Source organism: Poriferisphaera sp. WC338 (genome assembly GCF_050931845.1).
GTDB lineage: Bacteria > Planctomycetota > Phycisphaerae > Phycisphaerales > Phycisphaeraceae > Poriferisphaera.
In genome coordinates, this window is record NZ_CP194516.1 from 1,775,604 (window position 1) to 1,799,286 (window position 23,683).

The window sequence follows — 23,683 nt, forward strand, 5'->3', positions numbered from 1 at the left end:
CACGACGCGATTCACAATCCTCTTTGTACCGACCGAATCAAGATGATGATTACTCAATGTTGCCCGGTATCTCTTCCTCGTCTTCATCGGCAATTCTTGCGATGGCCGTCAGTTCGTCATCTGAATTCACATTGATCACACGGACGCCTTGTGTATTACGAGCGGTTTTTCGGATGGTGTCTGCACTGATACGAACGATCATGCCGTTCTTGGTGATCAGCATCAAGCCATCTTCTTCGGTGACCCAAAGCAGACCGGCGACCTGACCATTTCGTTCATTCACGACAATATCACGTCGCCCTTTACCGCCGCGGCTTTGTGCTTTCACGCCATCCGCAGCCTGTACGAGATACTCCAATGTGTCAGTGCGCTTCCCATAACCTTTCTCGGTGACGGTTAGTAATTCGCCTTCGGTGCCCTTGGGGATGCAGATCAAGCCGACGACTTCATCGCCGTTGCCGAGATCAATCCCCTTTACGCCGCTGGCATTGCGCCCCATCACGCGAGCATCATTTTCATTAAAGCGGATGGACATGCCGTTCTTCGTGCCTAGCAGGATATGATCTTCACCACTGGTATGGCGTACGCCGACCAGTGCATCATCGTCACGCAGGTTCACCGCGATCAGGCCGCCGCTGTGTACATTGCGGTATTCCTTGAGTGCAGTACGTTTCACGCGTCCGTTTTTCGTCGCAAAAAGCAGGTAATCTTCGCTCTTTTCAAAATCAGCGATTGGCATAAATTCGCGGATGCGCTCGCCTTCCTGGAGGTTGAGCATGTTGATGATTGCTCTGCCGCGTGTAGTTCTTGGTGCTTCGGGGATCTCAAAGACTTTGATCTTAAACACGCGCCCCGTGTTGGTGAAGCACAGTAGATCATCGTGCGTTGAGGCGACAAAGACCTGTTCACTGAAGTCGTCGTCTTTCGATTTTGCCCCAATGACACCTTTACCGCCACGTCCTTGTTGCTTGTACTCTTCGACGGGCAAGCGTTTCACGTAACCTGCATGCGTGATCGTCACCACGACCTGTTCGACAGGTGTTAGTGCAGCAAGATCCAGCGCACCAACTTCACCTTCCTGAATCTCCGTGCGGCGAGGATCGGCATATTTCGCCTTCAATTCCGTCACATCATCTTTGATCATGCTCAGCACACGAGTATGTGAACCAAGAATATCTTCGTAATCTTCAATTTGTTCGAGCAGCTTAGTGTAGTTGTTCACCAGCGTTTCGATTTCCAGACCAACCAATTGAATCAGTTGCAAGCGGCCAATTGCCTCGGCCTGCACCTTCGTCAAGATGACATCATTCTCAGCACTCTGGTTCAAGAACCGTTGTGGAATCGTCGGAGCGGCCGGATGGTCTGTTGGGATTCTAAACCCACGTACCATGAGCTTCTGGATCGCCTCGTCTCTCGTTCGGCTAGAACGGATTAGCTTGATTACTTCATCAATATCACACACCGCATAGATCAAACCTTCGATCCGGTGCGCTTCTTGCTGCGCCTGACGCAGACGATAAGCCGTGCGTCTACGGATGACTTCGATTCGGTGCTCAACATGCAAACGAATGAGTTCTTTCAAACCCAATGTCTGCGGCTGTCCCTTCACCAGTGCAATATTGATGATGCTTGATGTGCTCTGCAACGGCGTCATCTGATACAGCTGATTCTCAACTGTTGTTGGGTCTGCACCTCGCTTCAGGTCAATCACCACGCGCATCCCGCCGCGGTTCGAACTTTCATCCACGATATTGGCGATATCCGTGAGTTTGTCGTTTTTGCGGAGCTGAACGATCTTGTCGACGATGCCGTTGTTTTTTGAAACCTGATACGGGATCTCGGTCACGACTAGATAATCACGGTTTTTCTTCTCTTCGTGATGGATCTTGGCTCGTACTGTCACCCTGCCCCGGCCGGTCGCATAGGCCTGTCCAATACCTGCACGCCCACAAATAATGCCACCTGTCGGGAAATCTGGCCCGGGAATGATTTGCATCAACTCAGCCAGTGTAATTTCCGGATTGTCGATAAACGCAATGATCCCGTCGCACACCTCGCCCAAGTTGTGTGGCAACATGCTGCTCGCCATGCCGACCGCAATCCCCGTCGAACCATTGACTAGCAGGTTCGGGAACTTGGCAGGCAACACTTTGGGTTCGTTGTACTGCTCGTCAAAGTTCGGTTGCCAATCTACCGTGTCCAGTTTCAAGTCTTCCAGCAATTCAACCGCATGTCGGTGCAGACGTGCTTCGGTATAACGCATCGCAGCCGGTGGGTCTGGGTCAATCGAACCAAAGTTCCCTTGCTTATCAATCAGCAGGCAACGCGTTTTCCATTCCTGTGCCAGGTTCACCAGTGTCGGGTAAATCGCGCCGTCGCCGTGCGGGTGATACTTCTTCATCGTCTCGCCGACGATACCCGCACATTTTGAATGCTTACGACCCGGCGTTAGATTCAGGTCATTCATCGCAACCAAAATACGACGCTGTGACGGCTTGAGTCCGTCGCGTACATCCGGCAACGCGCGATCAACAATCGTGCTCATTGCATATGTCAGATAGCTTTCAGCGAGCTCTTTCTCGATTGGCAGATCAACATCAAAACCGCCAACTGCGGTCCCGCTTTCTATTGACTCGTTACCTTCATCCCCATTTTCGGGGGCTGGATTTATCTCATCTGACATAGCTGATTCTCACCGGTTCCTAGCTGTTTCAAATTCGTCCTGATCACCCCTTGCCTGCCCTGTTCTCTCGTGCTTACGCACCTCCTCCACAACCCACAGAACAGATCCTAGATTATACCCGATTTCGAGCCTTTACGCTGAGAGAGAAAGGCTGCGCTTTATAGCACATAAAGTGATATGCATAGAATACTTATAGTGAAAATATTTGGCGCGTTTTGGGTGGCATGATCTCCAAATATGAATTACTCGCCACATACCCTTCAATTTCATCTAAATACTTTGCTTTTTCCTCTACAGGCAGGAACGAAGTTTCAAATGAGTGCTTCGCCATCATCGCAATTTCGTTCCGCGTCATCTCCGTTGCCGCTGCGAGATGGGTGTAGTTGGCATTCATATATCCGCCGAAATAGGCCGGGTCATCCGAGTGCGCTGACGCTTTTAATCCTTTTGCTAAAAGCTTACGCATTGGATGTTCGCTAAGATCCTTTACCACCTGTAACTTGTCATTTGACAGTGGGCATATTGTTAGACCTATCTCACGCTTAGATAGTTCGGCTATAAGTTTCTCATCTTCCAGGCATCGATTTCCGTGATCAATCCGATCTACCTTTAAAAGATCGATAGCCTCCCAGATATACTCGCTTGGGCCTTCCTCACCTGCATGAGCACACAACTTCCATCCCGCTTCTTTTGAAAGCTCGAACACTTCTGCAAATTTGCTTGGCGGATTCCCCAACTCACTCGAATCCAAACCCACACCCACAATCTCATCCCGGTACTTTATTCCTTCGTGGAATATCTTGATTGCATCGCCTTCGTCTAGGTGTCGCAAGTAACTCATGATCAGATAACTACTCATCCCCAGCTTTTTCTTGCCATCGTTCAGCGCATCGAGGATCCCTTCAATAACCACGTCAAACGGAACACCACGGTGCGTGTGTGTTTGTGGATCAAAAAACACTTCGACATGCCGCACATTTTCCGAAGCGACCTTTTCGAGATATGCCCAAGCCAAGTCGTAGAAATCTTGTTTTTTCAGCAGCACACTAGCACCGGCATAATAGATATCAAGAAATTCTTGTAAGTTTTTGAAGCTATATGCTGCCTTGATTTCTTCAACATTCTCATATGGCAAATCAATCCTGTTCCGCTTGCTGATCTCGAACATCAATTCCGGTTCAAACGAACCTTCAAGATGCAAATGCAATTCAGCTTTGGGGAGTCCCGTGACAAACGCGCTGATTGTGGCGTGGTTCTGTTCACTCATTAAGTCGTTCCCGCTTTCTCGTTATAAGATGCATTGTGAACGAACTGTTATACCAATACTTGTGATACTTCTCATTCACTTTATGGCAAGTGAAGTTTTTTATAATGCTTCTTAAGAAATGATTGCAGGACCGCAGCATGGTTGTGGATTTCATCTTTAGCGGCGTACATTAATGTCAGCACACCACTTCCTTCAGCGTCAGCTTGCTTAAAAATCATATCAGCAGCATCACTACAGCGCTTCAACTCTTTTAGATAAAGCGTACTGAACTGGTCAAAATCGCAATCCTCGCCATGAAACGCTTCTCTTAACTCACGGCTAGGCGCAAGATCTTTCCCCCAAACATCGAATTTCTCAGCATCCTTTCGTATACCGCGCGGCCAAAGGCGATCTACTAATACACAAAACCCGTCGCTTTTATCTCGTTCTTCATAAACGCGTTTGATTTGAATCTGCATGATCAATTTCCTTGTCATGGTTCTATGGCTTGTGATTTAACTCGCGTGTGTGAAAGAATATTCATCGGCAAGATACAATATATAGTCTTCTGGTTTTTGAGTCCTCAATATAAACTAGTTAGCAACAATCCCTTATCAAAAAACATTTCCCTCTCTTGACGTCCATGTTTAGCATCGAGTTACAAGTGGTTTCAATAGGCCTGTTCAGGCTTATCAGTATCAGTAGTCATTTGAAAAGAATATAGACAAACTTATTTCAATTTGTACGAGGATAATCTTATGACAACAGCAACAACACTAGCCGCACCGTCTGTAACACAAACTCAAAATCTGATCGGTGGAAAGTGGCAACCATCGAAATCCGGCAAAACCTTCAATGTCTACAATCCATCTACAACCGAGGTTATAGCCCAGGTCGCAGAATCTGATGCAGCAGACGTGGATGTTGCGGTAGCTGCAGCCCGTAAAGCTTTTCAAACATGGTCGAAAACCTCACCACGTGAACGATCGGCTCTGCTCTATAAGCTGGCAGATCTGATTGAAAAAAATGCGGAAGAGCTGGCTGCGCTCGAAACCTTGAACAACGGCAAACCCATTGCCGAAACCACTAACGCAGATTTGCCATTGACGATCTCAACATTCCGTTATTATGCAGGATGGGCAGATAAGATTTATGGCGATATCGTCCCCGTTGCCTCCAATGATTTTTTTGTTTACACACGTAAAGAGGCTGTCGGTGTTTGTGGACAGATTATCCCTTGGAACTTCCCGTTGTTGATGCTTGCATGGAAGTTTGGCCCTGCCCTAGCGGCAGGTAACACGATCGTGCTCAAACCCGCAGAGCAAACGCCCTTGTCGGCGCTGCGTGTCGGAGAATTGGCACTTGAAGCAGGCTTCCCGCCAGGCGTAATTAATATCGTTAATGGCTTTGGCGAATCTGCGGGAGATGCACTGGTTAAGCATCCAGATGTCGATAAAATTGCTTTTACTGGCCACTATGAAACCGCACAAATTATCATGGCTGCTGCATCAAAAACATTGAAGCGGCTAACCTTTGAGCTTGGTGGGAAATCGCCAAATGTTGTTTATGCGGATGCTGATCTTGATCTTGCTGTGCAAGGCGCGATGACGGGAATTTTCTTCAATCAGGGTGAAGTTTGCTGTGCTGGTTCACGGTTATTTGTAGAACAATCCGCACACGACCAATTTATTGAAAAATTCAAAGCGGCTGCCGAATCACATAAAGTTGGCAACCCCTTTGATCCAGATACTCGTCAAGGTGCACAAGTTTCAGAAGAGCAATACAACAAAATTCTGTCGTACATTGACCTCGGTAAGCAAGAAGCTAACTGTATTACAGGTGGGGAGCCTGCTTGTGATAATGGATGGTTTGTAAAGCCTACTATCTTCACAGACGTTCGAAATGATATGCGTATAGCTCAGGAAGAAATTTTCGGCCCAGTTGTTTCAGTTATACCATTCAAAGATCATGATGATCTGCTATCTCAAGCGAACGAGACAGTCTATGGACTTGCTGCAGCAGTTTGGACGCAAGACATCAAAAAAGCCTTTAAGCTGGCACACTCAGTTCGCGCGGGTACGGTGTGGGTGAATTGCTATAACACGTTTGATCCTGCTGCTCCATTTGGAGGATACAAGTTCTCCGGGCATGGAAGAGAATGTGGTCGCGACGCAATTGATAATTACACCGAAACCAAGACAGTATGGATGAATACAAACTAAATCTATGCGATAGATAATCTATTGCACCATCGCATCGATATTAGGCCGTACCATGATGTGCGGCTTTTTCATCGGTAGATATTGCCATTGTTTTTTTGTATGTCTAGCAGATGTGACGGCGCACTTTTAGCAAGTAGCGATCTCATACCAAATCATTGTGACATTTAATCGCAAGATTAATGCTTCGTATTCCGAATAATCCACATAATCGTTTCATTTCTTTGTTTACGTCTAAATAAGGCGTGTTTGGTCAGGTATTTATGAATATAGTGTAAGTTAATCTACGAATAGGTTTATTAGCATGCAGCATAAACAAACACTTGATCATTTACATACGCAGGATGCATTAAGAAAACCTTCGGATTCGCATCATACGCTATCAGATGATTCCAGTTATGGTGTGCATGATTTTAGTGTTGTACCTGATCTTGAGAGCATCCCACGAGTTGATGTGGAAATGGCTACAGAAGCACTTCCGCATTTGCTCGCTAGGGATCAAAGCTCGTTTAAGCTTGGCAGCATTACTTCCCTTGCCCCGCCAAAGCCAGTTCCGGATGACACTTCAAAATTTCTTATTACAGATGAGCAAAACAAGCCATGCTTTGTGATGACTGCGAGTTGGTGTGGCATCGAAAACAATCTTGTGAGCTTAGGTGTGAATGCGATTGCCAAAGTATCTAAGATTCTTGAGGATGATGTTGCGCCCGCAGTTCTGCAACCAGTTTCATCAAAAACGATCTCAAACTTTGTGTATGCTCTTTGGCCATATGCAACTCCGCTAAGAGAAAAGCAACCGTTTCGTACGTGGGATCGTATTAAGCTCCGGCGGTGGGGTGCCTGGTGGCTTGAGGCACTCACAAGGCAAACATTGCGGCTTATGCCTGAGTGCGATCAGGATGAATATTTGACACAACCTTTAAACCGAATTGTTGAGGATACCGGTTTTGATTCGCGACTACGAGATCTTGCCCGTCAAGCGATCCAAGAAGCCAATGATCAACGATGGCGTCCATATTATGTTTTGATGCACAATGATCTTTGGATGGGTAACTGGCTTCATGCTCCGAAATCATTGCGGAGAAAAACAAAATTTGTCATTATCGATTGGCCGGGTATGTTGGCAGATGGGTATCCGATTTTCGATATTGCCAGATTTTCTGAATCTATGAATATACGGCCACGTGCTTTTCATAGAACGATTTCTGCTCACGCAAACATGCTATCTTGCTCAGTTGCGCAAACCCGATACCACCTCCTCGTGGCAGCGGGTTACATCGGCTTGCATCTCAATCATTTCAAAGAAGAGAATTACCGTCACACCGTCAATATTTGTATGGCGAAACTAGATCAGGCAATTGACGAATAGCACATTTCGTAAATATACGTGAATCAACCTACATCCTATGCTGAGCTTGAATGTTCTCTATTTACTCAGATGCCTGTGAGATTTTCTGCATGAATGGCTGACTGTTCGATTGGCCTTAATCACTTCTCTTTTGCATCTCAGTTGCCCCCCGAATAAAATTTTGATTCGCATCAGCCTGTCAACGCCCACCCAATTGGTGCGCATCATACATAACACGACAGACAGCAACCTTTGCCTGTGCTGAAAGTGCACAGCTGCCTTAGAAAGTATTCATCATGGAAGCAGGTATTGTAGGCCTCCCAAATGTCGGTAAATCCACTCTTTTCAATGCTTTAACAGCAGCGGGCATCCCCAGTGAGAACTACCCTTTCTGCACGATCGAACCAAACGTCGGGGCGGTTTCTGTGCCTGATCCTCGTTTGGAACGCATCCATCAGCACATCACCACCGACCGTGTACTTCCTGCGGTACTGAAGCTCGTTGATATTGCCGGCATTGTGAAAGGGGCTTCCGAAGGTGAAGGGCTCGGCAATAAATTCCTTTCGCACATCCGTGATGTGGACGCAATTCTTCATGCGGTACGCTGCTTTGAAGACACCGATATCAGCCATGTAGACGGTTCAGTTGATCCGATCCGCGATATTGAAACCATCGATATGGAACTCATGTTGGCAGATATGGCGACGGTGGATACCGCCATTTCTAAAGGGCAGCGCCTCGTGAAGTCCGGGGACAAGGAAGCAAAGGCACGGCTAGCTGCTCTGGAAAAGTGCAAGGAACATTTAGATCAGGAAAAACCACTTCGCGGCTTGGAGCTAGATGAGGAAGAACAACGTCTGCTTAAATCTTATGGTTTACTTACAGCGAAGCCTGTGCTGTATATCGCAAATGTCGATGAAGATGCGATTCTTGAAGACAATGAATATGTGCGTGTGGTTAAGCAGCGTGCGGTTGATGAAGGCGGTGAAGTCGTAAAGGTTTGCGCGAAGTTGGAAAGTGAACTGGCTGAGCTTGATGTAGAAGATCGTGATGAAATGCTTGAGTCGGTTGGGCTGAATGAGCCAGCTTTGGCAGTGCTGGCACGGTCGGCTTACAAGCTGCTTGGATTACAAAGTTATTTCACCGCAGGTGAGATCGAGATCCGGGCCTGGACGATTCCTGTAGGAGCGACCGGGCCACAGGCGGCCGGTGTGATTCATAGTGATTTTGAGCGTGGTTTTATCCGGGCAGAAGTTTTTAGCGTTGAAGATCTGGAGACTTACAAGACGGAAAAAGCGATCCGCGATGCGGGAAAGTTGCGTGTCGAAGGTAAGGGCTATGTTGTACAGGATGGTGATATATGCCACTTCCTTTTCAACGTTTGATCTTATAAAGATATTGGATTTTGTTTAACTTTGCCGCTTCGTTTATTGCGAGGCGGTTTTGTATTTATCATTCAGGGGAGCTTGTAGAGAGTTGCGTAGTTAGATGTGGCATCGACAGGTAGCCAATGGCCATCACGGGCAAGATTTCGAAGATTGGGTTCATTGAGCGCGGGATGAAATCCATAGGTGTTTCGGAGACGGGCAGCTTCAAACCAGTGCACCCAGACATGTGTGATGCCATTTGCTTTGAGTTTATCAGTGACTACTTTGGCGTTCCCATTATCTTCGAGATAGATATTCCCAAGTAGATTGGGATCGAAAGCAGTGTTGTAGCTAATGGTAGGTTTGAGGTAGAGGAGGGACGCGTTGTCAGCGACAAGCAGGACATGTGTATTTTCTGGGAGTTTGTTGATTGGGTGCGATGGATTGGTTTGGTCGGTTTGGTAAGAGTCAACGAGCATATAGGGTGGTAAGTTTACCGTGCGATTTTGCTCCGGTATAAATTGTTTTTGTGTTTGCGCCCAGAGTGTGAGTAATTGAGTGGTGATAAGCATGGTGAAGAGGAGCGGTGCCGCTAGTGCGAAGAGGAATGCGAATCGCCTGTTATTAAGTGTGAGCAACTGATGGAAACCCGCTGCAATGATAAGGCAAACGGGCAGGAGAATGGGGAGAAGGAATCGAGATTGAAGATGCGTGGCCGTAAGCCAGAACGTGAGCTGGCAGACAAGAAGGAAGAGGCAAGCGATCGTGAGACGACGGGTACGCGGGGCAAGCAGTGCAAGTATTGCAGCGAGGGTAAAAGCGATTGGGAGGATAGGTAGGCCGTATTCAACGGAGAAGCGAGCGATGTTTTGGCTTTCAACAGGTGTAGAGGTTCCGCCCCAGGCACCGAAGCCGCGGTTCGTGAAGAGTTGACGGTTCAATGCTTCAAATCGCGGGCTGGAAGAAGTGGAGATACCGTGGCCTTGATCCCATCGCTGTGCCAGTTTTTCTTGAGGGGATTGCAACCAATGGGCTTCGCCGAGAATAGAAGTGGCGAAAGGGAAAACAGGATTGTTGGCGTAGATTGTGTTGCGGATGAGATAAGGAGAAAGTGTTAGGAGCCCAAAGAGTGCGGCTGCGATCGAAAAAGATAAAGTACGTTTGATGGTATGGCGGGATTTATCCAAACGTGAGATAGGTGCGAGCTGGAGGAGGATCATAAGAGCAATAGGAACAGCGAAAAAGAAGCCTGAGGTAAGTTTTGAGAGGGTACTAAGTCCGAGGAAGAAGCCGATGATTGCGGTGGTTAGGATTGCATGCCGCGTGTTTGAAGGTATGTGAAACGTGAGCGTGATCGCAGCGGCAGCGAAAACGAGCATGAACATTTCATTGTATGCGAGCGAGGCGGTGATCATAACCCAAGGGATGGCAAGGAATATTGCTCCAGCGATGAAAGCGATATTACGACTAGTGAAGGACTGAGCGGTTTTGACAAGAAGCAGTGCGGTAAGAATAGCGAGCGAGACGTGAAAGAGTTGGGCGATGTAGATGGCTTGAAGGGTGTTGCCAGCAAGGAGGCTGATTGCGTAGTAAAAGTTTTCAGCAAGTGAGGGGAGGTAAGAGTAGACGTTGTGATCGAGTGGTGCGGTTTGTCCGAGGGCGAGCCATTCACGAGGTAGTTGTAGGTGATACGAGAGTGTGTCGTAGCCGAAGGCTTCAACTTGCCAAAGGGTACCAGGCGGACAGGCGGCTGCGATGAGCATTAGTGCGATGGGCGCTGCAAAGAAAAGGCTGAAGTATGCAGTGTAATTGTGATTTTTTCGTGGGGAAAAAAAATGCTGTTTGAGGCGAGGTTTTAGTGGAATGATAGCGAGTGCAGCCAAACCAACGAGAGGGACCAGGAGTGAAAGATAGGAAAGGATACCAAGGGTTGCAGTGATGTAAATGGTGAAGAGAAGGAAGGCAAGGCCAAGAGTCGTTTGTAGCGTGAGAGATGAGGTGATTAGTGTGAGCTTAAGAAGATATTTGTTGGTGAAGTGGCCGAGTGAGATCGCGGCTGTGTAGATAAGGAGGATATACGGGGCTGCTTTGGCAATGATCGCGAGATTGGCAAAAACTTTATCTGGTGCAGGGAAGTCGAGACCAAGTTGTTGAGCAATCGTTAGAAAAAAAAGGGTTAAAGCTGGGAAGGCGATAAGGAGAAAAAGAGGATTGCGCAACCAAGGCATGGCGGACTTGGCTTTAGGGCGAGGAGGAGAAGATGATTTGGTCAAGGTGGGCATATGGTGTGATGTGAAAGAGAAAGGTTACGTGCGGTTGAGATCCTGTATGTATTTGTACGTTTGGCGTGGTTGTGTGTGCGAGATCAGGAAGCGCGATTGGTTTTTGGGGGTGTTTGCGGTGGTGGTGAGGGGGTTGCGTCTTGATTGTCTGCGTTATTTGGAGAAGACGTAGGAGAGACTGATGGGGATAGATCCGCATCATCGAGATCAAAAAGACGGCGGAGCGCAGAGGCATAGAAGCCAAGTGGTGCGTCTGGGTTGCCGTGGTCGAGTTGCGAAAGAGGGAGATGGAGAATCTTGTTGATCAGACGATGGGTATGTTCTTCAAGCAGTTTTTCAGCGGGTGATTGATCGGCGTGTGGATAGAGATTGTTGAGCTTGGTGAGTGATCGTTCTTTTTCAAGTTCGCCAATATCGTTAAGGCGGGTGCGGAGCTTTTTGATCAGACGCCCCAGGTCACGGTTATTGATCTGATTCATGCAGGTTGCAGCAACTTCTGCAAGGTAGGCTTGGCATGTTTGGAGTTTGTCTGAACGCTGATCGAGCGATGATGTAATGACGGTTTGCAGGTCATCGATGTTGTACAGGTAAATGTTGGAGAGGGATGCAATCGCGGGATCAATGTCGCGCGGGACAGCGAGATCAATGATGAACAATGGACGATTGCGACGACGTTTATTGATTGCTTTAAAATCATCTACACGCAGGATTGGGTGAGGCGAAGCGGTGGACGAAATGACGATATCGGCAGTAACAAGCAATTCAGGAAGTTGATCAAAATTTTGAACAGTCCCCTGCCCGGTTGGGATGCTCAAGGATTCTGCGAGTTCAGTGGCACGTTGTTGAGAACGGTTGACTATATAGAGTTTTTTAGGGGAAAGCGATTTAAGGTGTGCAAGAGTAACTTTGGCAATCTCGCCTGCTCCGATGGTGAGGATGGTTTTGTCCGTGAAATCAGAGAAGATTTGCTGGGCGAGATCAGCAGCGATCGAGCCAACAGAGACACGGCCGGTATCGATGCCTGTGCGTGTGCGGATTTGTTTGGCGGCGGCGATGGCCTGTTGAAAAAGTTTGTGAAGGACAGGGCCAACGGCCTGTTGTTCGGTGGCAAATTCATAAGCACGTTTGATCTGGCCGAGGATTTCGGTTTCGCCAAGGATCATGGAATCTAATCCGGCGGCAACGTGGAGGAGGTGCGTGATGGCAGGCTGTTGTTCACGGTGGATCGAAGCTGCGGTGAGTTTGTCGGTATGGATATTTTTACGGGCAGCGACATGATCACGTAGCTGTTCGATGGTGGGGGGATCATGCGTGGGGCGGGCGGCATAAATCTCTGTGCGGTTACATGTTGAGAGTAGGACAAATTCGGTGGTTGGGAAAGCGGTCTTGAGCGCGATGAGATCAGCTTCAAGGGATGTTGAAGCAACCGCGAGTTGCTCACGGATGTCGATGGGCGCGGTGCGGTGATTGATGCCGAGCATAAGAATACGCATCACAAACCCCCTAACTGATGGTTAGAGACGTGATGAGTTTGTGTGATGCTCTGAGATTCGGCAGCAGGCTGTTTTTTATGTTCAGGCAGCGCAGTGACGATGCCATAGATTGAGAGGATGAGCAGAAGGCCGAGGATGGCGATCCATGCAGCGCGCTTACCACGGAAGCTTGTGGCGTACCGGAGATTCATGAGTAGTGCGTAGGCAAGCCAGGCGATGACCGCCAATATGATTTTTGGATAGAGCCACCACGTTGTTGTGAGGGTGAGCGGAGCGGTCGTAAGTATGACCAGACCGGTGACAAGCCCGATCGTGAAAAGGGCAAAGCCCGCAGTGGCAGAGACGATAATGGTTTTTTCAAGTGCTTCGAGTGAAGCGAGTTGGCCGAGTGAAGATAGTGCGTGCTTGTGCTTGAGGCGAGACTGGATGAATAGGTACATGCCCGCCGTGATGGCCGCAAAGAACGCGCAGAGTGTGCCGAGGTACACAAAGAGTAGATGTATAGCGAGCCATACCGAGTGAACATCTTCAAAATTAAATGTGCGATAAGACCAGGTGGTAGCGCAAATGGCCCATGCGAAAATGAAGGCCAGAATAGGGAGGGCAAACGTGGTGAGTCCACGGAGGCGGGCATTGTATTGAATGATGAGGATGATGGGAGCAAGAATGGCGGCGATAAGGAGGAGACCATCGGCATGCGAGGTAAGTAGGTGGGTTGCGGATAGTCCAGGTGAATTGCCGAAGGCGAGTTGAATGATAAAAAGAGCAGCAGCAAGGATTGTGATCAGAATAAGGAAGACACGTTTGGTTTTGGTCAATGTCGTGACGGGTTTGTTTATGTCAGGTTTGGGCTGGCCGAAGGTGCGCAGATCAAGTATCCACGCAGTGAGCGTGAAGAGCGTGAGAATGACCAAGAGTATGCTTGTGAACAGCGTGAGCATGCTAAGGGGTGGCTGTAGTTGCGATTAATGATTAGTTTTAGGGATCAATGATTGGCAGTGGTCTTCGAAAGCTTGGAGTCCTTGTGTTTTGTAGATCATGACAGCATCAGAGTTTGTGAGCTGTTTGAGTTTGTCCTGCCGCATCTGCGGGTCCTTAAAAGAGGATTGTATCATGTTACGGTAGGGGGACGCTATTTCGAGGATCGTGATCCAGTCCATATCCAGTGTTTCGAGGATTTGGTCGCGGATGGTTCTGGAGGCGTAGGCAGAGACGCCGGAGGTATGGACTGAAATGGAGAGGTGCCCGAGGTGTTTATGGGCGGGAACAGTGAAATCGGATTGCTCTGGGGCATCGACGCGATTCACGAGAATATTACGCTTATTCGCGGCGGCTTGTGCGGCATTATTTGTGTCGCATGAGTCCGTGGCAATAATGACCAAAACGAAGGAATGTAGGTCTAGATCCGATTCTTCAAAGGGGCGTTGGTGTGTGGTAATGGGGAGATCTGCGAGTTCGGGCTCGATATTAGGTGCGACCAGTGTGACATGAGCGGCAGATTCAAGGAGCGCTTTGGCACGGCGCAGTGCAACAGGCCCGCCTCCGATGATTAGAGCATGCTTGTTGCTGATATTGAGCAGTGATGGAAAGTCAGGCATGCCTACATTTTAGAGACATGCTGTCGAAGTGCCAATTAATGACCGAACACTCGGGAAATTACTGTTCACCATTGGTGAAGCTAGAGCATGTTATTTTGAAACTTCCAAGAGATCAGGCACTGGTGTGCGAGATTCCGCTTGCATCGATGAGAACACCGTCAATCCGTGGAGATCCTTCCTGGAAGCGGGGAGAATGATGCTGATTAAATATCCGATGCTGAAGCACACTGCAATACCAATCGTTGCGTATGCCAATGGATGTGTATTTGTGAATATCGGCAACAGCAGCATCACGATTCCACCACATAATAATCCGATGATCGCTCCCCACCCGTTCGCACGTTTTGTGAACATTCCTAATGCAAACAGCCCGCCAAGTATGCCCATGAACATGCCAATGACACGAAGATACTCATCGAATAAAGATTTAAATTGTGGGTCGACAAAAATCAGGCCAATCAAGGTTCCTGAAGCGCCAAGCATAAATGTCAGGAAATATGCAGTACGTAGATAAGATTTATCGTTTCTAAAAATATTGAATGGCTTGATAAAGTCAGTCACAATCGTTGTTGCAGCAGAATTCATGCTAGTCGAAACCGTTGATTGGGCAGCGGCAAATACGCCTGCAACAACCAGTCCTGCAACACCAACAAATACCTCTGTCGAAATGAATAGCGGGAAGACTTGATCGGTATTGATCGTCGGATCGAGTTTGGTTGGGTTTTGCTTATAGAAAACATAAAGGCATGTCCCAATAACATAAAAAAGAAGCGATGCAGGTATGGCGATGATCGCGTTCATCCAAATGGCTTTAACTGCCATTTTCTTATTCGGTGTGGTCATGTAGCGTTGTACTACAGCTTGATCTGAAACATAGCTGGAGAAGTTCCCACCTAGATTACCAAACAATACAACCCACAGCGCAACGGTCGTATAGCTATCCAATGAAAAATCCCAATTAATCATATGGAGTTTATTGTTGTTTGATGCAGTAGTGAATATGCCGGCAATACCGTCATCCACCTGTAATAGAATCAGAACGAGACAAAGGATCGCCCCACTTAGCAACACAAATGTTTGGATCGTATCTGTCCAAATAACGGCTTCAATCCCACCAAGCGTGCAGTATATCATGCAGAGTAAACCCATGATCAACACTGCATGTGTCGCTGATAATGGTGTAACAGACGATAACGCGAGGCCTGCCAGTGACATTACAATCCCCATACGAGAGATGTGGAAGAGTGTGAAAAGACCGCTTGCAATGAGTCGAACAGGGTAGTTGAATCGTTTGGACAAGTATTCGTAAGCGCTGGTTGCATCAATTCTACGGAAAAATGGTAATGCAACATGGCTTGCGATCGGCGCCATCGCCAAAATTGTGACAGCCCCAAGAAGGTACACTAAATCTTGGGCATAAGCTTTTGAAGGTATGGCCATGAATGTGATTGAACTGAGCATGGTGGCAAAGATTGAACAGCCCGCAGCCCACCATGGTATTTGCTGCCCACCTCGAAAATAGTCATCTGTATTTTTGTTCTTCTTTGCAAAGTATATGCCAACCCCCACCATGGCCAGTAAATAGATAATCAGCACACTGAAATTAATGATGCCGAAAGAGTGTTGGTTGTCTAAGAGATTGATTCGCCATATTGCTGCAGTGCGTACGCGAGGCCGAATCTCGCCGCTGGCAAGTATAATGTCATCGTTCCATTTGACCGCAGGAGTCGTAACTTGGTTTTGTGGTGAATTGCCAGCATCTATCCATGTATCTGTAATGGCATGGTATAGCCACATTTTCTTAGGAAAACCTGGGTGTTTATCCTTCAGCTGACTGGCATCCCTGAGAAGAGATCCATCTGCACCGCTAAGCACGAGAATATGTGATTGGCCGATGCCTAATGCTGTTCCAGCCATCGTACATGTAGGCAAATCTTTGCGTCGCTTCCATGATTTATTGAGTCCGTGTTGATCATTATTTTTTAATGCTGCTGCATAACGCTGCAGATCAAATTCATAAACATCAGTGAGTAGCTCAATACCATCAATGCCCTGAGTACCTTCTTTTTGTCGCCGACCACTCATGACATACACACATTGATTAAAGCCATTATGTTGTGTGGTTGTCAGGTTAAAAGATCTTGTAGGTCCAGGAATACTAGGCAGCTGCTTCCATATACTTTCTTTATTTGGATTGTTGATTGAATCAAGATCAAATGACCAAAAATGAGATGTTGATGTATCTAGCGTTTGTTTGGTTTGGCCGCCTGCAAGATAAATAATGTCATCTATAAACGTTGCACTGCCGTAAACATTTGGGACTGGCAAGGAAGGCAAGGGTATTCTCGTGATTTGTTGAGTCTGTGGATCCCACTGTAATAGAAAGCATTCTGAATAAACTTCATCTTGATTGTTACCTCCAATGCAGAACAACCCCTTCGGTGTACTTACGCAAGCGCCGTATGCTACTGGACGATCAAGTTGGAATCCCTCAATCCAGTGATATTTATTCTCCTTATCCCGTGTCAATACATAGATATCGCTATGCCAAGTTTTCTCAGTTTCCCATACAGTTTGATCTTGTTGTGTGGGAAAGTTTGCTCCGCCAGCAATAATCAGTGCGTCTTGATGAACGCCTACAAATGAGCCTGCAAGCCCTGTTGTGCTTGGCAAATCAGGGAGGCGATCCCACTCAGTCAATTGACGTACATTTGTTGCTGTTTCAGCAAATATCTGAGTACTGAAAACCGTGAGTAAGAATAATATTAGAAACGAAATAGAGATCGTTTTTTTCAAGAGAGATCCTTTTCAGCCCTGCGATGCCTAACTAAAAATTTCAGTAAATAGATCCGCAGTTGGAAATGCATGTCCGCGATGTTGCACAAAACATTCCGCGGCCTCCACACCAATTTCTCCACCTCTTGATTTCATGTGATTGACCGCGGCTTCATCAAAAGAATTGACTTGATGATGTTCAGCTAGCCATTCATATTGGCTGGCATGGTGATTAAGCATCTGTTTGACCGTGTTAACTTCAGTGGATACATCAACATAGTTTGAGGGTTGAACTCGATTGCCAAGTATATCTTTTCCTTCATTTGCATCAGCGTAGTAAAGGTATGGTATTTTCATGCCGGGCTTGATGGGAATGGAGGAGCTATTTGGTGCTGGAGAAAGAAAACTTGCGGTTCGTGCAAGCTTGCTCGCAGTAATATGATCGGTGTGGTAATCGAATGGGTAATGGGTAATAACGACTGCTGGATTCAGTTCACGAAACAGATTAATGCAGAGTTGTAATATTTCCTTGTTATAGAGAAGGAACCCGTCTTGTTGTTCTAAGCAGTGGAAGGTTGCATTAATTGATTTCGCAGAATTCGTACCTTCTTTGATACGTATCCGCATGATTTCATCTGGCGTATGTTTTATCGTTCCACACTGCCCTCCAGTCAAAGATACAATGTGCACATCCCAACCTAGTTGTGAAAATTTAGCAAGTGTTCCTCCGCAATGAATTTCAGCATCATCCGGATGTGCCATGAGCGTAACAATTGATTGCTTGTTTGTTATCATCGCGGTGGTATATTCCTATATGGTTACAGGTTCTTTCGAAAGTTCTTCCATCATCTGCCAGCAGTACATTTGCATGCGGGGTAAGTGAAAAGGCCCCTTCCACATGTTTCCTTTAAGTGTTGATGAGATGCTCCCATCTCGATGCAAGTACCCAAACCACTCGCCGTGCTCATGATCTTGGAAGTGCTCGTGTGCCCAATCATGCGTCATTCGGTGCCATTTTTTATATTTATCGTTCCCTGTAAGAATGTACGCGGTGAGAAGTGCAGCAATACTGTCGGTTTGTGGCCACCAAAATTTCATATCATGCCAATACTCTTGGACGGGATGATTGTAAACATCACAGAACTGAACTATGCCACCATGTTCGTTATCCCAGCCACGTGGCCACATATAGTCAATCATTCTTGTTCCGAGATTAATTAGGTCGGCATCGTTATTGCGATAACGAGATTCGTTTAGGATAAACCAGGAAGTTTCGATTGCATGTCCAGGATTTAATAGTCTGCCATCGAAGTGATCAAGGATTTCTCCATCATCAGAAACACATTCCATGACGGCTTGCTCTTGATCATTAACGAATAAAGAATCCAATTGATCAATGCAATGATCAATCCATTTCGTAGAATCAGGATAATCAAGGTTTTCTCGGATTGTTTGGCCAAGGACAATGCCCATCATCATTTCGCTAAGGCTTCGCATGGGACGAACATTGGTATTAATTTTTGATTCAAGCAGATTAGGCGTAGAAATGTAATGTATATAACACTCATATATTTGTTTTGCTTTATCAGCATAATACTGTTGGCCGGATGCTTTGGCATAAGCTGAGTATGCCATGGCTGCAAACGCCTCAGCATATACGTAACGTCGTTTACGTAGCGGTTTCCCATCTCTTGTTACCCAGAAAAATACACGTCCATCTTCATCAAACCCATATTTTTCAATAAATTCGATGCCATTCGTGGCTGCACTCAACCAGTCATTATTTCTGTCCGTCTTATTGTAGAGTGTGGATAGCAACCACGTAAATCGGCATTGAATCCAAAGCGATTTATCAGTATCAATCACATCCCCGTTCTGGTTCAGAGAATGCAAGAATCCACCATATTCTTTATCAATGGCATGACTCAGCCAAAATGGAAGCACATTCTCAAGTAAGCCATCACGATAGCACGCAAGTAACTCAGTGTGTTCATCATGATTGAAAAGCATTATTTTTCCTTGCCGTATGTATTGCATAGAAACGTGGCATCATCAGTTACTGGCAGTGAGCATGTATCTTCAATAATTGAGGTAATATCCTCGAGTAACGATTCAATTACGTTCTCTGGGACAGGGCTAACAGGCATACGTGGCGGACCACAATCAATATCATGCAGGAGCATCATTTTCTTTCCACTTGCAAGAACTCCAAAGCGTTTCAGTATGTCGACGATATCAAGTATTCGTAATGAGATTAATCTTGCATTATGCATGTCATTCAACTTATATGCGGAATGCAATCGATGGAAAATTTCTGCAACGTAGTTATACAAACTTCCGACTGCACCAGACGCTCCATAGCTTAGAGCGCTAAGCAGCAGCTCATCGGTTGCAAACGGGATATCAAAGTAACCATTGAATAAAGAGGCACACCGTTGATATAAACAAAAATCTTGATCATTAAATTTTACACCAGCAAGATTTGGTATTTTGTTCTTGGCTTGGATCAGAAAGTCAATTAATGAGACGTTAGAACTGATGACGTTCGGTGAATGGTAATAGTACAAAGGTTTATCATGCGCCGCTTTTGCTACGATATTGCAGTATCGAATAAGTTCATCTGTTGTCTGTGGCTGATGAACAACAGGGCCTGTGGTTGAGATGGCATCCACATTTAAACCAGAAGCATGTCGTGCCAATTCCCACACGTCATTAACATTCGTTTGGCCCACATGCGCAATGATCGATAATTGATGGTTTGAAACATCGCACCATCGCTGCAAGATCGCTTTACGTTCTCCGATTGTCAGCGAACTAGCTTCTCCAGTACTGCCGCATACAAAAGCCCCTGAAACATTTTGTTCTATAAGCAATTCGGCCTGTTTTTCGATAACATCAAAATTGATCTGGCCATCTTCATGCATTGGCGTATGCACGGCTGCAACCAGCCCGTATATTTTATGATTCATTAGAAACTACTTTCTGTATACGTTTTATCCAAATCTTTCAAATTAAACCGTTTGCTTACGATGAGTGGCTTGTCCCCCTTTTTCAAAACACAGTATGTTGTTGCTACCAGTGTTCCATCTGTAAGTACTTCTAGCCCGGCATAGCCCGTGTCATAAGGATTGCTTTTGTTATCCAGTAACCGGATGCGGTATTGCCCATCACGGCCATTGACAATATCGTGATATGTTCCAACCCATGCGACGAAATCACCCCATGTTTTACTGCCTAGTGCCATATCCCTAAAAACAACAACTAAGCGGCCATCAGGTGTATATCGTGCAACATGCTTGTCGCCTGTTAAGCTTGCAGGAAGTTCGGTAGGTTCACTCCATGATTCTCCGTTGTCAGAGCTACGTATCATGAAGGAATGAAAGTTGCGGCTATTCTCGCGCAATAGGATCATTAGCTCTTCACTCTCTGGAGATCTGAGTACACCGGGTTCGCACAACTCGGCATTTGGCAGGCTTGCGATTGCGTTCGGGTTAGACCATGTAAGACCGCCATCCTCTGAGGTAATGGAGTAAACCATGTAATCAGATCGGATACGATCATTATTCAAAAACATACCGTCATCATGGAAGAAAGCCATGTATTTGCCGGGGGAAATTTTTGCGACACTACTCATAGCAACGATCCCGCCATACTCACCGATTGGTGAAAGCTCAGTCCATGTTTGGCCATCATCTTCAGAAGTGGACATGCGAATGGGGTATAATCCTGAGAATAAAATCAAGCGCCGTTTGCCATCTCGATCAATGACACGGTGGATTGATGGGCATTCCTTGCCCGTAGACCAACTTTTAGGAACTGGCAGTGATTTTGACCACGTTTGGCCGCCATCATGACTGCGTTTCAATACAATTTGGCCGCGACCATGCCCCTTGGGATAGACCGTGAGCATCGTTTTGTTGTTCTCAAGAAGAACTGTTGTTGGGTGACCTAAATACTGGCCATCTTCTTTGTCAATAATTACTTGATTTGTTTTATCACTAGATATGTCAATGTGCTTAAGTTGTGATGATGTGGGTATTCCTGCTTGTTGCTGTGAGATCCATCCAAGCGGAAACCGTGCATACATTAATTGATAAACAATCTGATCGTGTTTGGGGCGTTTTGTATCGGTTACCCATGTTTCAAAGAAGCATCCGATGCTATCGTCTTTAAGTTTTGTTAGACATGAGTATGCAAATGTTCCGGACCACAATTGCTTGACAGCAGGCCATGTCCTTCCATCGTCGTAGCTAAGGCGGACTGTCCCATTGATTCGTTTTGTTTTCGATGCTGGGTTAGAGAATACAATACGACTTATTTGACGATCCAGCGGATCTGAGATACGTAAAATACTTCCCTGACATCTTGGCTCGATTAGCGTTTTGTCGTATGTGATGTTTGACCAAGTTTGCCCACCATCAATACTCCTGGCAATACCACGGAATTTCGAGCCATCTTTAGACATCATGCGTGAATTCAGCATGATTGATCCATCGGTTAATTCTACAAATTGAACTTCATTGGCATTAGTATCATTTGATGTTCTTGCGAGATTGCCATATTGCCAATTTGTACCACCGTCGTCACTGTATGCGGCATATACTTTCCAGTCCCCGAATGGACCTTGGTTGAAAGGAATGAGAATTCGATTTTTGTATTTCCCGCGGCGAAGCTGAATGCCACGTCCAGGACCCGGTGCGATACTCGTGGCAATTGTTGGCCTTTTAACCGATCGTGTGATTTCTTTTGGCGTGGACCATGTCGTTCCATCATCACTACTGAAAATGATAAAAGCACGCACAACTCCCTCTGCATCGTATCCCTCAACTGCGTTTCGTTCCGCATAGCCATATTGGTAACGTGTATACATCAATAGGATGCGGCTGTCATTTAAAACTACTGCTGTAGGGTTTGAGATGCAATGCTTTCCATCCTCGATAAGTGTTTGTGTTTTGCTCCAAGTGGCACCATTGTCGGTACTTCGCTTGATCACTATATCGTTTTGCGAATGATCATCACGGGTTGCACGTCCTTCAGCAAATGCTAGCAACGTACCCGATTTTGTTGTTACTAGGGAGGGTATTCGAAATGTCGAGTACCCGTCTTGGTCAAGTCCGCTGCTGAATACAGGTGTAAAGGTCAGGCTTGTTTTACTAATATTCGATGTTATTAAGTTGCCTTCGATTTTATAATCTTTGAGTTGTATGGTTCCTCTTAAAGGGTAGAACCCAATTTTCTGAATCGAAGTGTTTCCGTAATGAAAATTGTAGATAGGCTGATCATTGATGTAGTAGTTTATGTTTGCATTCTTGCGTGTAATTCTAAAATCAAACCATGTGCCGCGCGGGAAAACATCTTTACTTTTAACAATTTTCTTTAAACCGCCGAATTTCTTTCCATTGACGAAAACCTCCTCTTGACTTCCTTCAAAGCCAAAATGATTCCCGTCCAACATGAAGGAAGTACCTGATTTTTTCTGATCAAGTATTCGTAATTTTGCGGTAACAATGAAGTCTCCTGGGCCAATTCCGATGGAGGAAAGTAGTGGATTTCTCTTTCCTTCTCCTTGCAGATAATCTGCGTGCTTGATCCAAATATTGCCTTGATACGCAACATTTTTAATTTGCCCATTTTGTACGATATATGAGGATGACCTGGCTTCAGTTTTATTGTTTGCTAAAGTTGCTTGCGAGAAAAATGCAATCGAAAAGCAAATGAATGTAATTCTAAACAAATTCAACATCACGGTTCCTTTGATGGGTCTAGGACTGATTGCGAGAGATTAATTTATGGGTTAGATATATAGGACAAGTGAACTTAATTCCAGGTTTCGGGTAGATAGAAGCGGTGCGCGAATAGGCCACCAACATGTGACATTTCGACTAGGAATTCTGATTTTGTACTGCTGACATGACCATCGACATATGCTGAATTAATGGCAGTGCCGTTAAATCTTTGAGTTGGACCACCATTCCATACCCAGATTGGGTAGTTAGAGAAGGGGGCGGAATTGCCTATGGCGGTGTTGGGGTGTGAGGTTCGCCAACCACTTCCTGCGGAATGCAATGCGAAAACATCGCTTGTAAGTAATGTTGATTCATCACTTGCCTGCATCAGGCGGCTAGGCCCAATAAAGGGCTCGCCATCAGAGACTTTCTCGAAACCATTATAATTCCACAGCAAAAAATAGGAACAATTTAAGAATCGCGTGTTTCCGGCGAGGTAGGCTTCGTTGTAATTGATGATATCCTGCGGAGCGTGGGGGCATATAAACTCATTTGCAGCATTGTCGAGATATGTCTTTAGTAACTTTCCAACCGATCCACCATTTAATGTTGGTTCGGGTGCGTCAGCATGATAGTTGAGCTGATTGGGCCAACTCCAGATTGTTGGAGAAAGATTGACCACTGAGGGAGGCAGATTGCCCTTATTGTCCACCGCATAACTTATCGCGGCGGTTGCAATTTGGCGTTGATTGATACCACATTGGACCTGCCTTGCTGCTTCACGCGATTTTTGCAGCGCAGGTAGCAAGATTGAAATAAGTAATGCTATAATAGATATAACAACTAGCAATTCGATAAGCGTGAATGCTTTTAGGTGTAACTTCACGGTAATGCTCCTTCTTGGATGCGGTTGCTATGTATGTGATCCGCAGCAAAACAGGTTCAA

The 23,683-nt window shown here is 46.2% G+C and carries 16 protein-coding genes; 3 read left to right on the forward strand and 13 right to left on the reverse strand.

Going from position 1 to position 23,683, the window contains the following annotated elements:
- Positions 1-49: 49 nt before the first annotated feature.
- The 3 genes from gyrA to ACQ6WK_RS07295 all read right to left on the reverse strand — a co-directional run bounded on the left by gyrA (position 50) and on the right by ACQ6WK_RS07295 (position 4,408).
- Complete coding sequence (gene gyrA, locus ACQ6WK_RS07285) at positions 50-2,683, reverse strand: DNA gyrase subunit A (protein ID WP_432800081.1); 2,634 nt, start codon at positions 2,681-2,683, stop codon at positions 50-52.
- 190 nt (positions 2,684-2,873) lie between these two features.
- Complete coding sequence (locus ACQ6WK_RS07290) at positions 2,874-3,950, reverse strand: adenosine deaminase (protein WP_432800082.1); 1,077 nt, start codon at positions 3,948-3,950, stop codon at positions 2,874-2,876.
- Positions 3,951-4,030: 80 nt separating this feature from the next.
- Positions 4,031-4,408 carry a DUF488 domain-containing protein gene (locus ACQ6WK_RS07295; RefSeq protein WP_432800083.1) on the reverse strand — a complete coding sequence of 126 codons (378 nt, stop codon included), beginning with the start codon at positions 4,406-4,408 and terminating at the stop codon, positions 4,031-4,033.
- A gap of 279 nt (positions 4,409-4,687) precedes the next feature.
- On the opposite strand from ACQ6WK_RS07295, the gene ACQ6WK_RS07300 reads away from it, so the two are divergent.
- The 3 genes from ACQ6WK_RS07300 (at position 4,688) to ychF (ending at position 8,881) form a co-directional block, all read left to right on the forward strand.
- Positions 4,688-6,151, forward strand: a complete 1,464-nt coding sequence (locus ACQ6WK_RS07300; RefSeq protein WP_432800084.1) for an aldehyde dehydrogenase family protein — start codon at positions 4,688-4,690, stop codon at positions 6,149-6,151.
- A gap of 301 nt (positions 6,152-6,452) precedes the next feature.
- On the forward strand, positions 6,453-7,517 hold the full coding sequence (locus ACQ6WK_RS07305) for a phosphotransferase (RefSeq protein WP_432800085.1): 1,065 nt from the start codon (positions 6,453-6,455) through the stop codon (positions 7,515-7,517).
- A 275-nt stretch (positions 7,518-7,792) separates the two neighbouring features.
- Positions 7,793-8,881, forward strand: a complete 1,089-nt coding sequence (gene ychF / locus ACQ6WK_RS07310; RefSeq protein WP_432800086.1) for a redox-regulated ATPase YchF — start codon at positions 7,793-7,795, stop codon at positions 8,879-8,881.
- Positions 8,882-8,952: 71 nt separating this feature from the next.
- Here the strand turns inward: ychF and ACQ6WK_RS07315 are convergent, their stop codons facing one another.
- The 10 genes from ACQ6WK_RS07315 to ACQ6WK_RS07360 form a co-directional block, all read right to left on the reverse strand.
- Positions 8,953-11,091, reverse strand: coding sequence for an ArnT family glycosyltransferase (locus tag ACQ6WK_RS07315; RefSeq protein ID WP_432800087.1), 2,139 nt, complete (start codon positions 11,089-11,091; stop codon positions 8,953-8,955).
- Positions 11,092-11,228: 137 nt separating this feature from the next.
- Entirely contained in the window at positions 11,229-12,638 is a 1,410-nt protein-coding gene (hemA, locus tag ACQ6WK_RS07320) for a glutamyl-tRNA reductase (protein ID WP_432800088.1), read from the reverse strand.
- Complete coding sequence (ccsA, locus tag ACQ6WK_RS07325) at positions 12,638-13,552, reverse strand: cytochrome c biogenesis protein CcsA (protein WP_432800089.1); 915 nt, start codon at positions 13,550-13,552, stop codon at positions 12,638-12,640. The genes hemA and ccsA overlap by 1 nt, the downstream gene beginning before the upstream one ends.
- A gap of 51 nt (positions 13,553-13,603) precedes the next feature.
- Complete coding sequence (locus ACQ6WK_RS07330) at positions 13,604-14,236, reverse strand: precorrin-2 dehydrogenase/sirohydrochlorin ferrochelatase family protein (protein WP_432800090.1); 633 nt, start codon at positions 14,234-14,236, stop codon at positions 13,604-13,606.
- 90 nt (positions 14,237-14,326) lie between these two features.
- Positions 14,327-17,032, reverse strand: coding sequence for a sodium:solute symporter family transporter (locus tag ACQ6WK_RS07335; RefSeq protein WP_432800091.1), 2,706 nt, complete (start codon positions 17,030-17,032; stop codon positions 14,327-14,329).
- A gap of 27 nt (positions 17,033-17,059) precedes the next feature.
- Positions 17,060-17,806 (reverse strand): PIG-L deacetylase family protein, encoded by a 747-nt coding sequence (locus tag ACQ6WK_RS07340; protein WP_432800092.1) that lies wholly within the window; start codon positions 17,804-17,806, stop codon positions 17,060-17,062.
- Between the two features lie 15 nt (positions 17,807-17,821).
- Positions 17,822-19,021: an AGE family epimerase/isomerase gene (locus ACQ6WK_RS07345; protein WP_432800093.1), complete on the reverse strand. Its 1,200-nt coding sequence runs from the start codon at positions 19,019-19,021 to the stop codon at positions 17,822-17,824.
- The gene (locus ACQ6WK_RS07350; RefSeq protein WP_432800094.1) at positions 19,021-19,980 is read right to left on the reverse strand and encodes a dihydrodipicolinate synthase family protein; all 960 of its coding nucleotides are present in this window, start codon (positions 19,978-19,980) and stop codon (positions 19,021-19,023) included. The genes ACQ6WK_RS07345 and ACQ6WK_RS07350 overlap by 1 nt, the downstream gene beginning before the upstream one ends.
- Positions 19,980-22,754: an exo-alpha-sialidase gene (locus ACQ6WK_RS07355; protein ID WP_432800095.1), complete on the reverse strand. Its 2,775-nt coding sequence runs from the start codon at positions 22,752-22,754 to the stop codon at positions 19,980-19,982. The genes ACQ6WK_RS07350 and ACQ6WK_RS07355 overlap by 1 nt, the downstream gene beginning before the upstream one ends.
- Positions 22,755-22,828: 74 nt before the next feature.
- Positions 22,829-23,623, reverse strand: a complete 795-nt coding sequence (locus tag ACQ6WK_RS07360; RefSeq protein ID WP_432800096.1) for a DUF1559 domain-containing protein — start codon at positions 23,621-23,623, stop codon at positions 22,829-22,831.
- Positions 23,624-23,683: the final 60 nt, after the last annotated feature.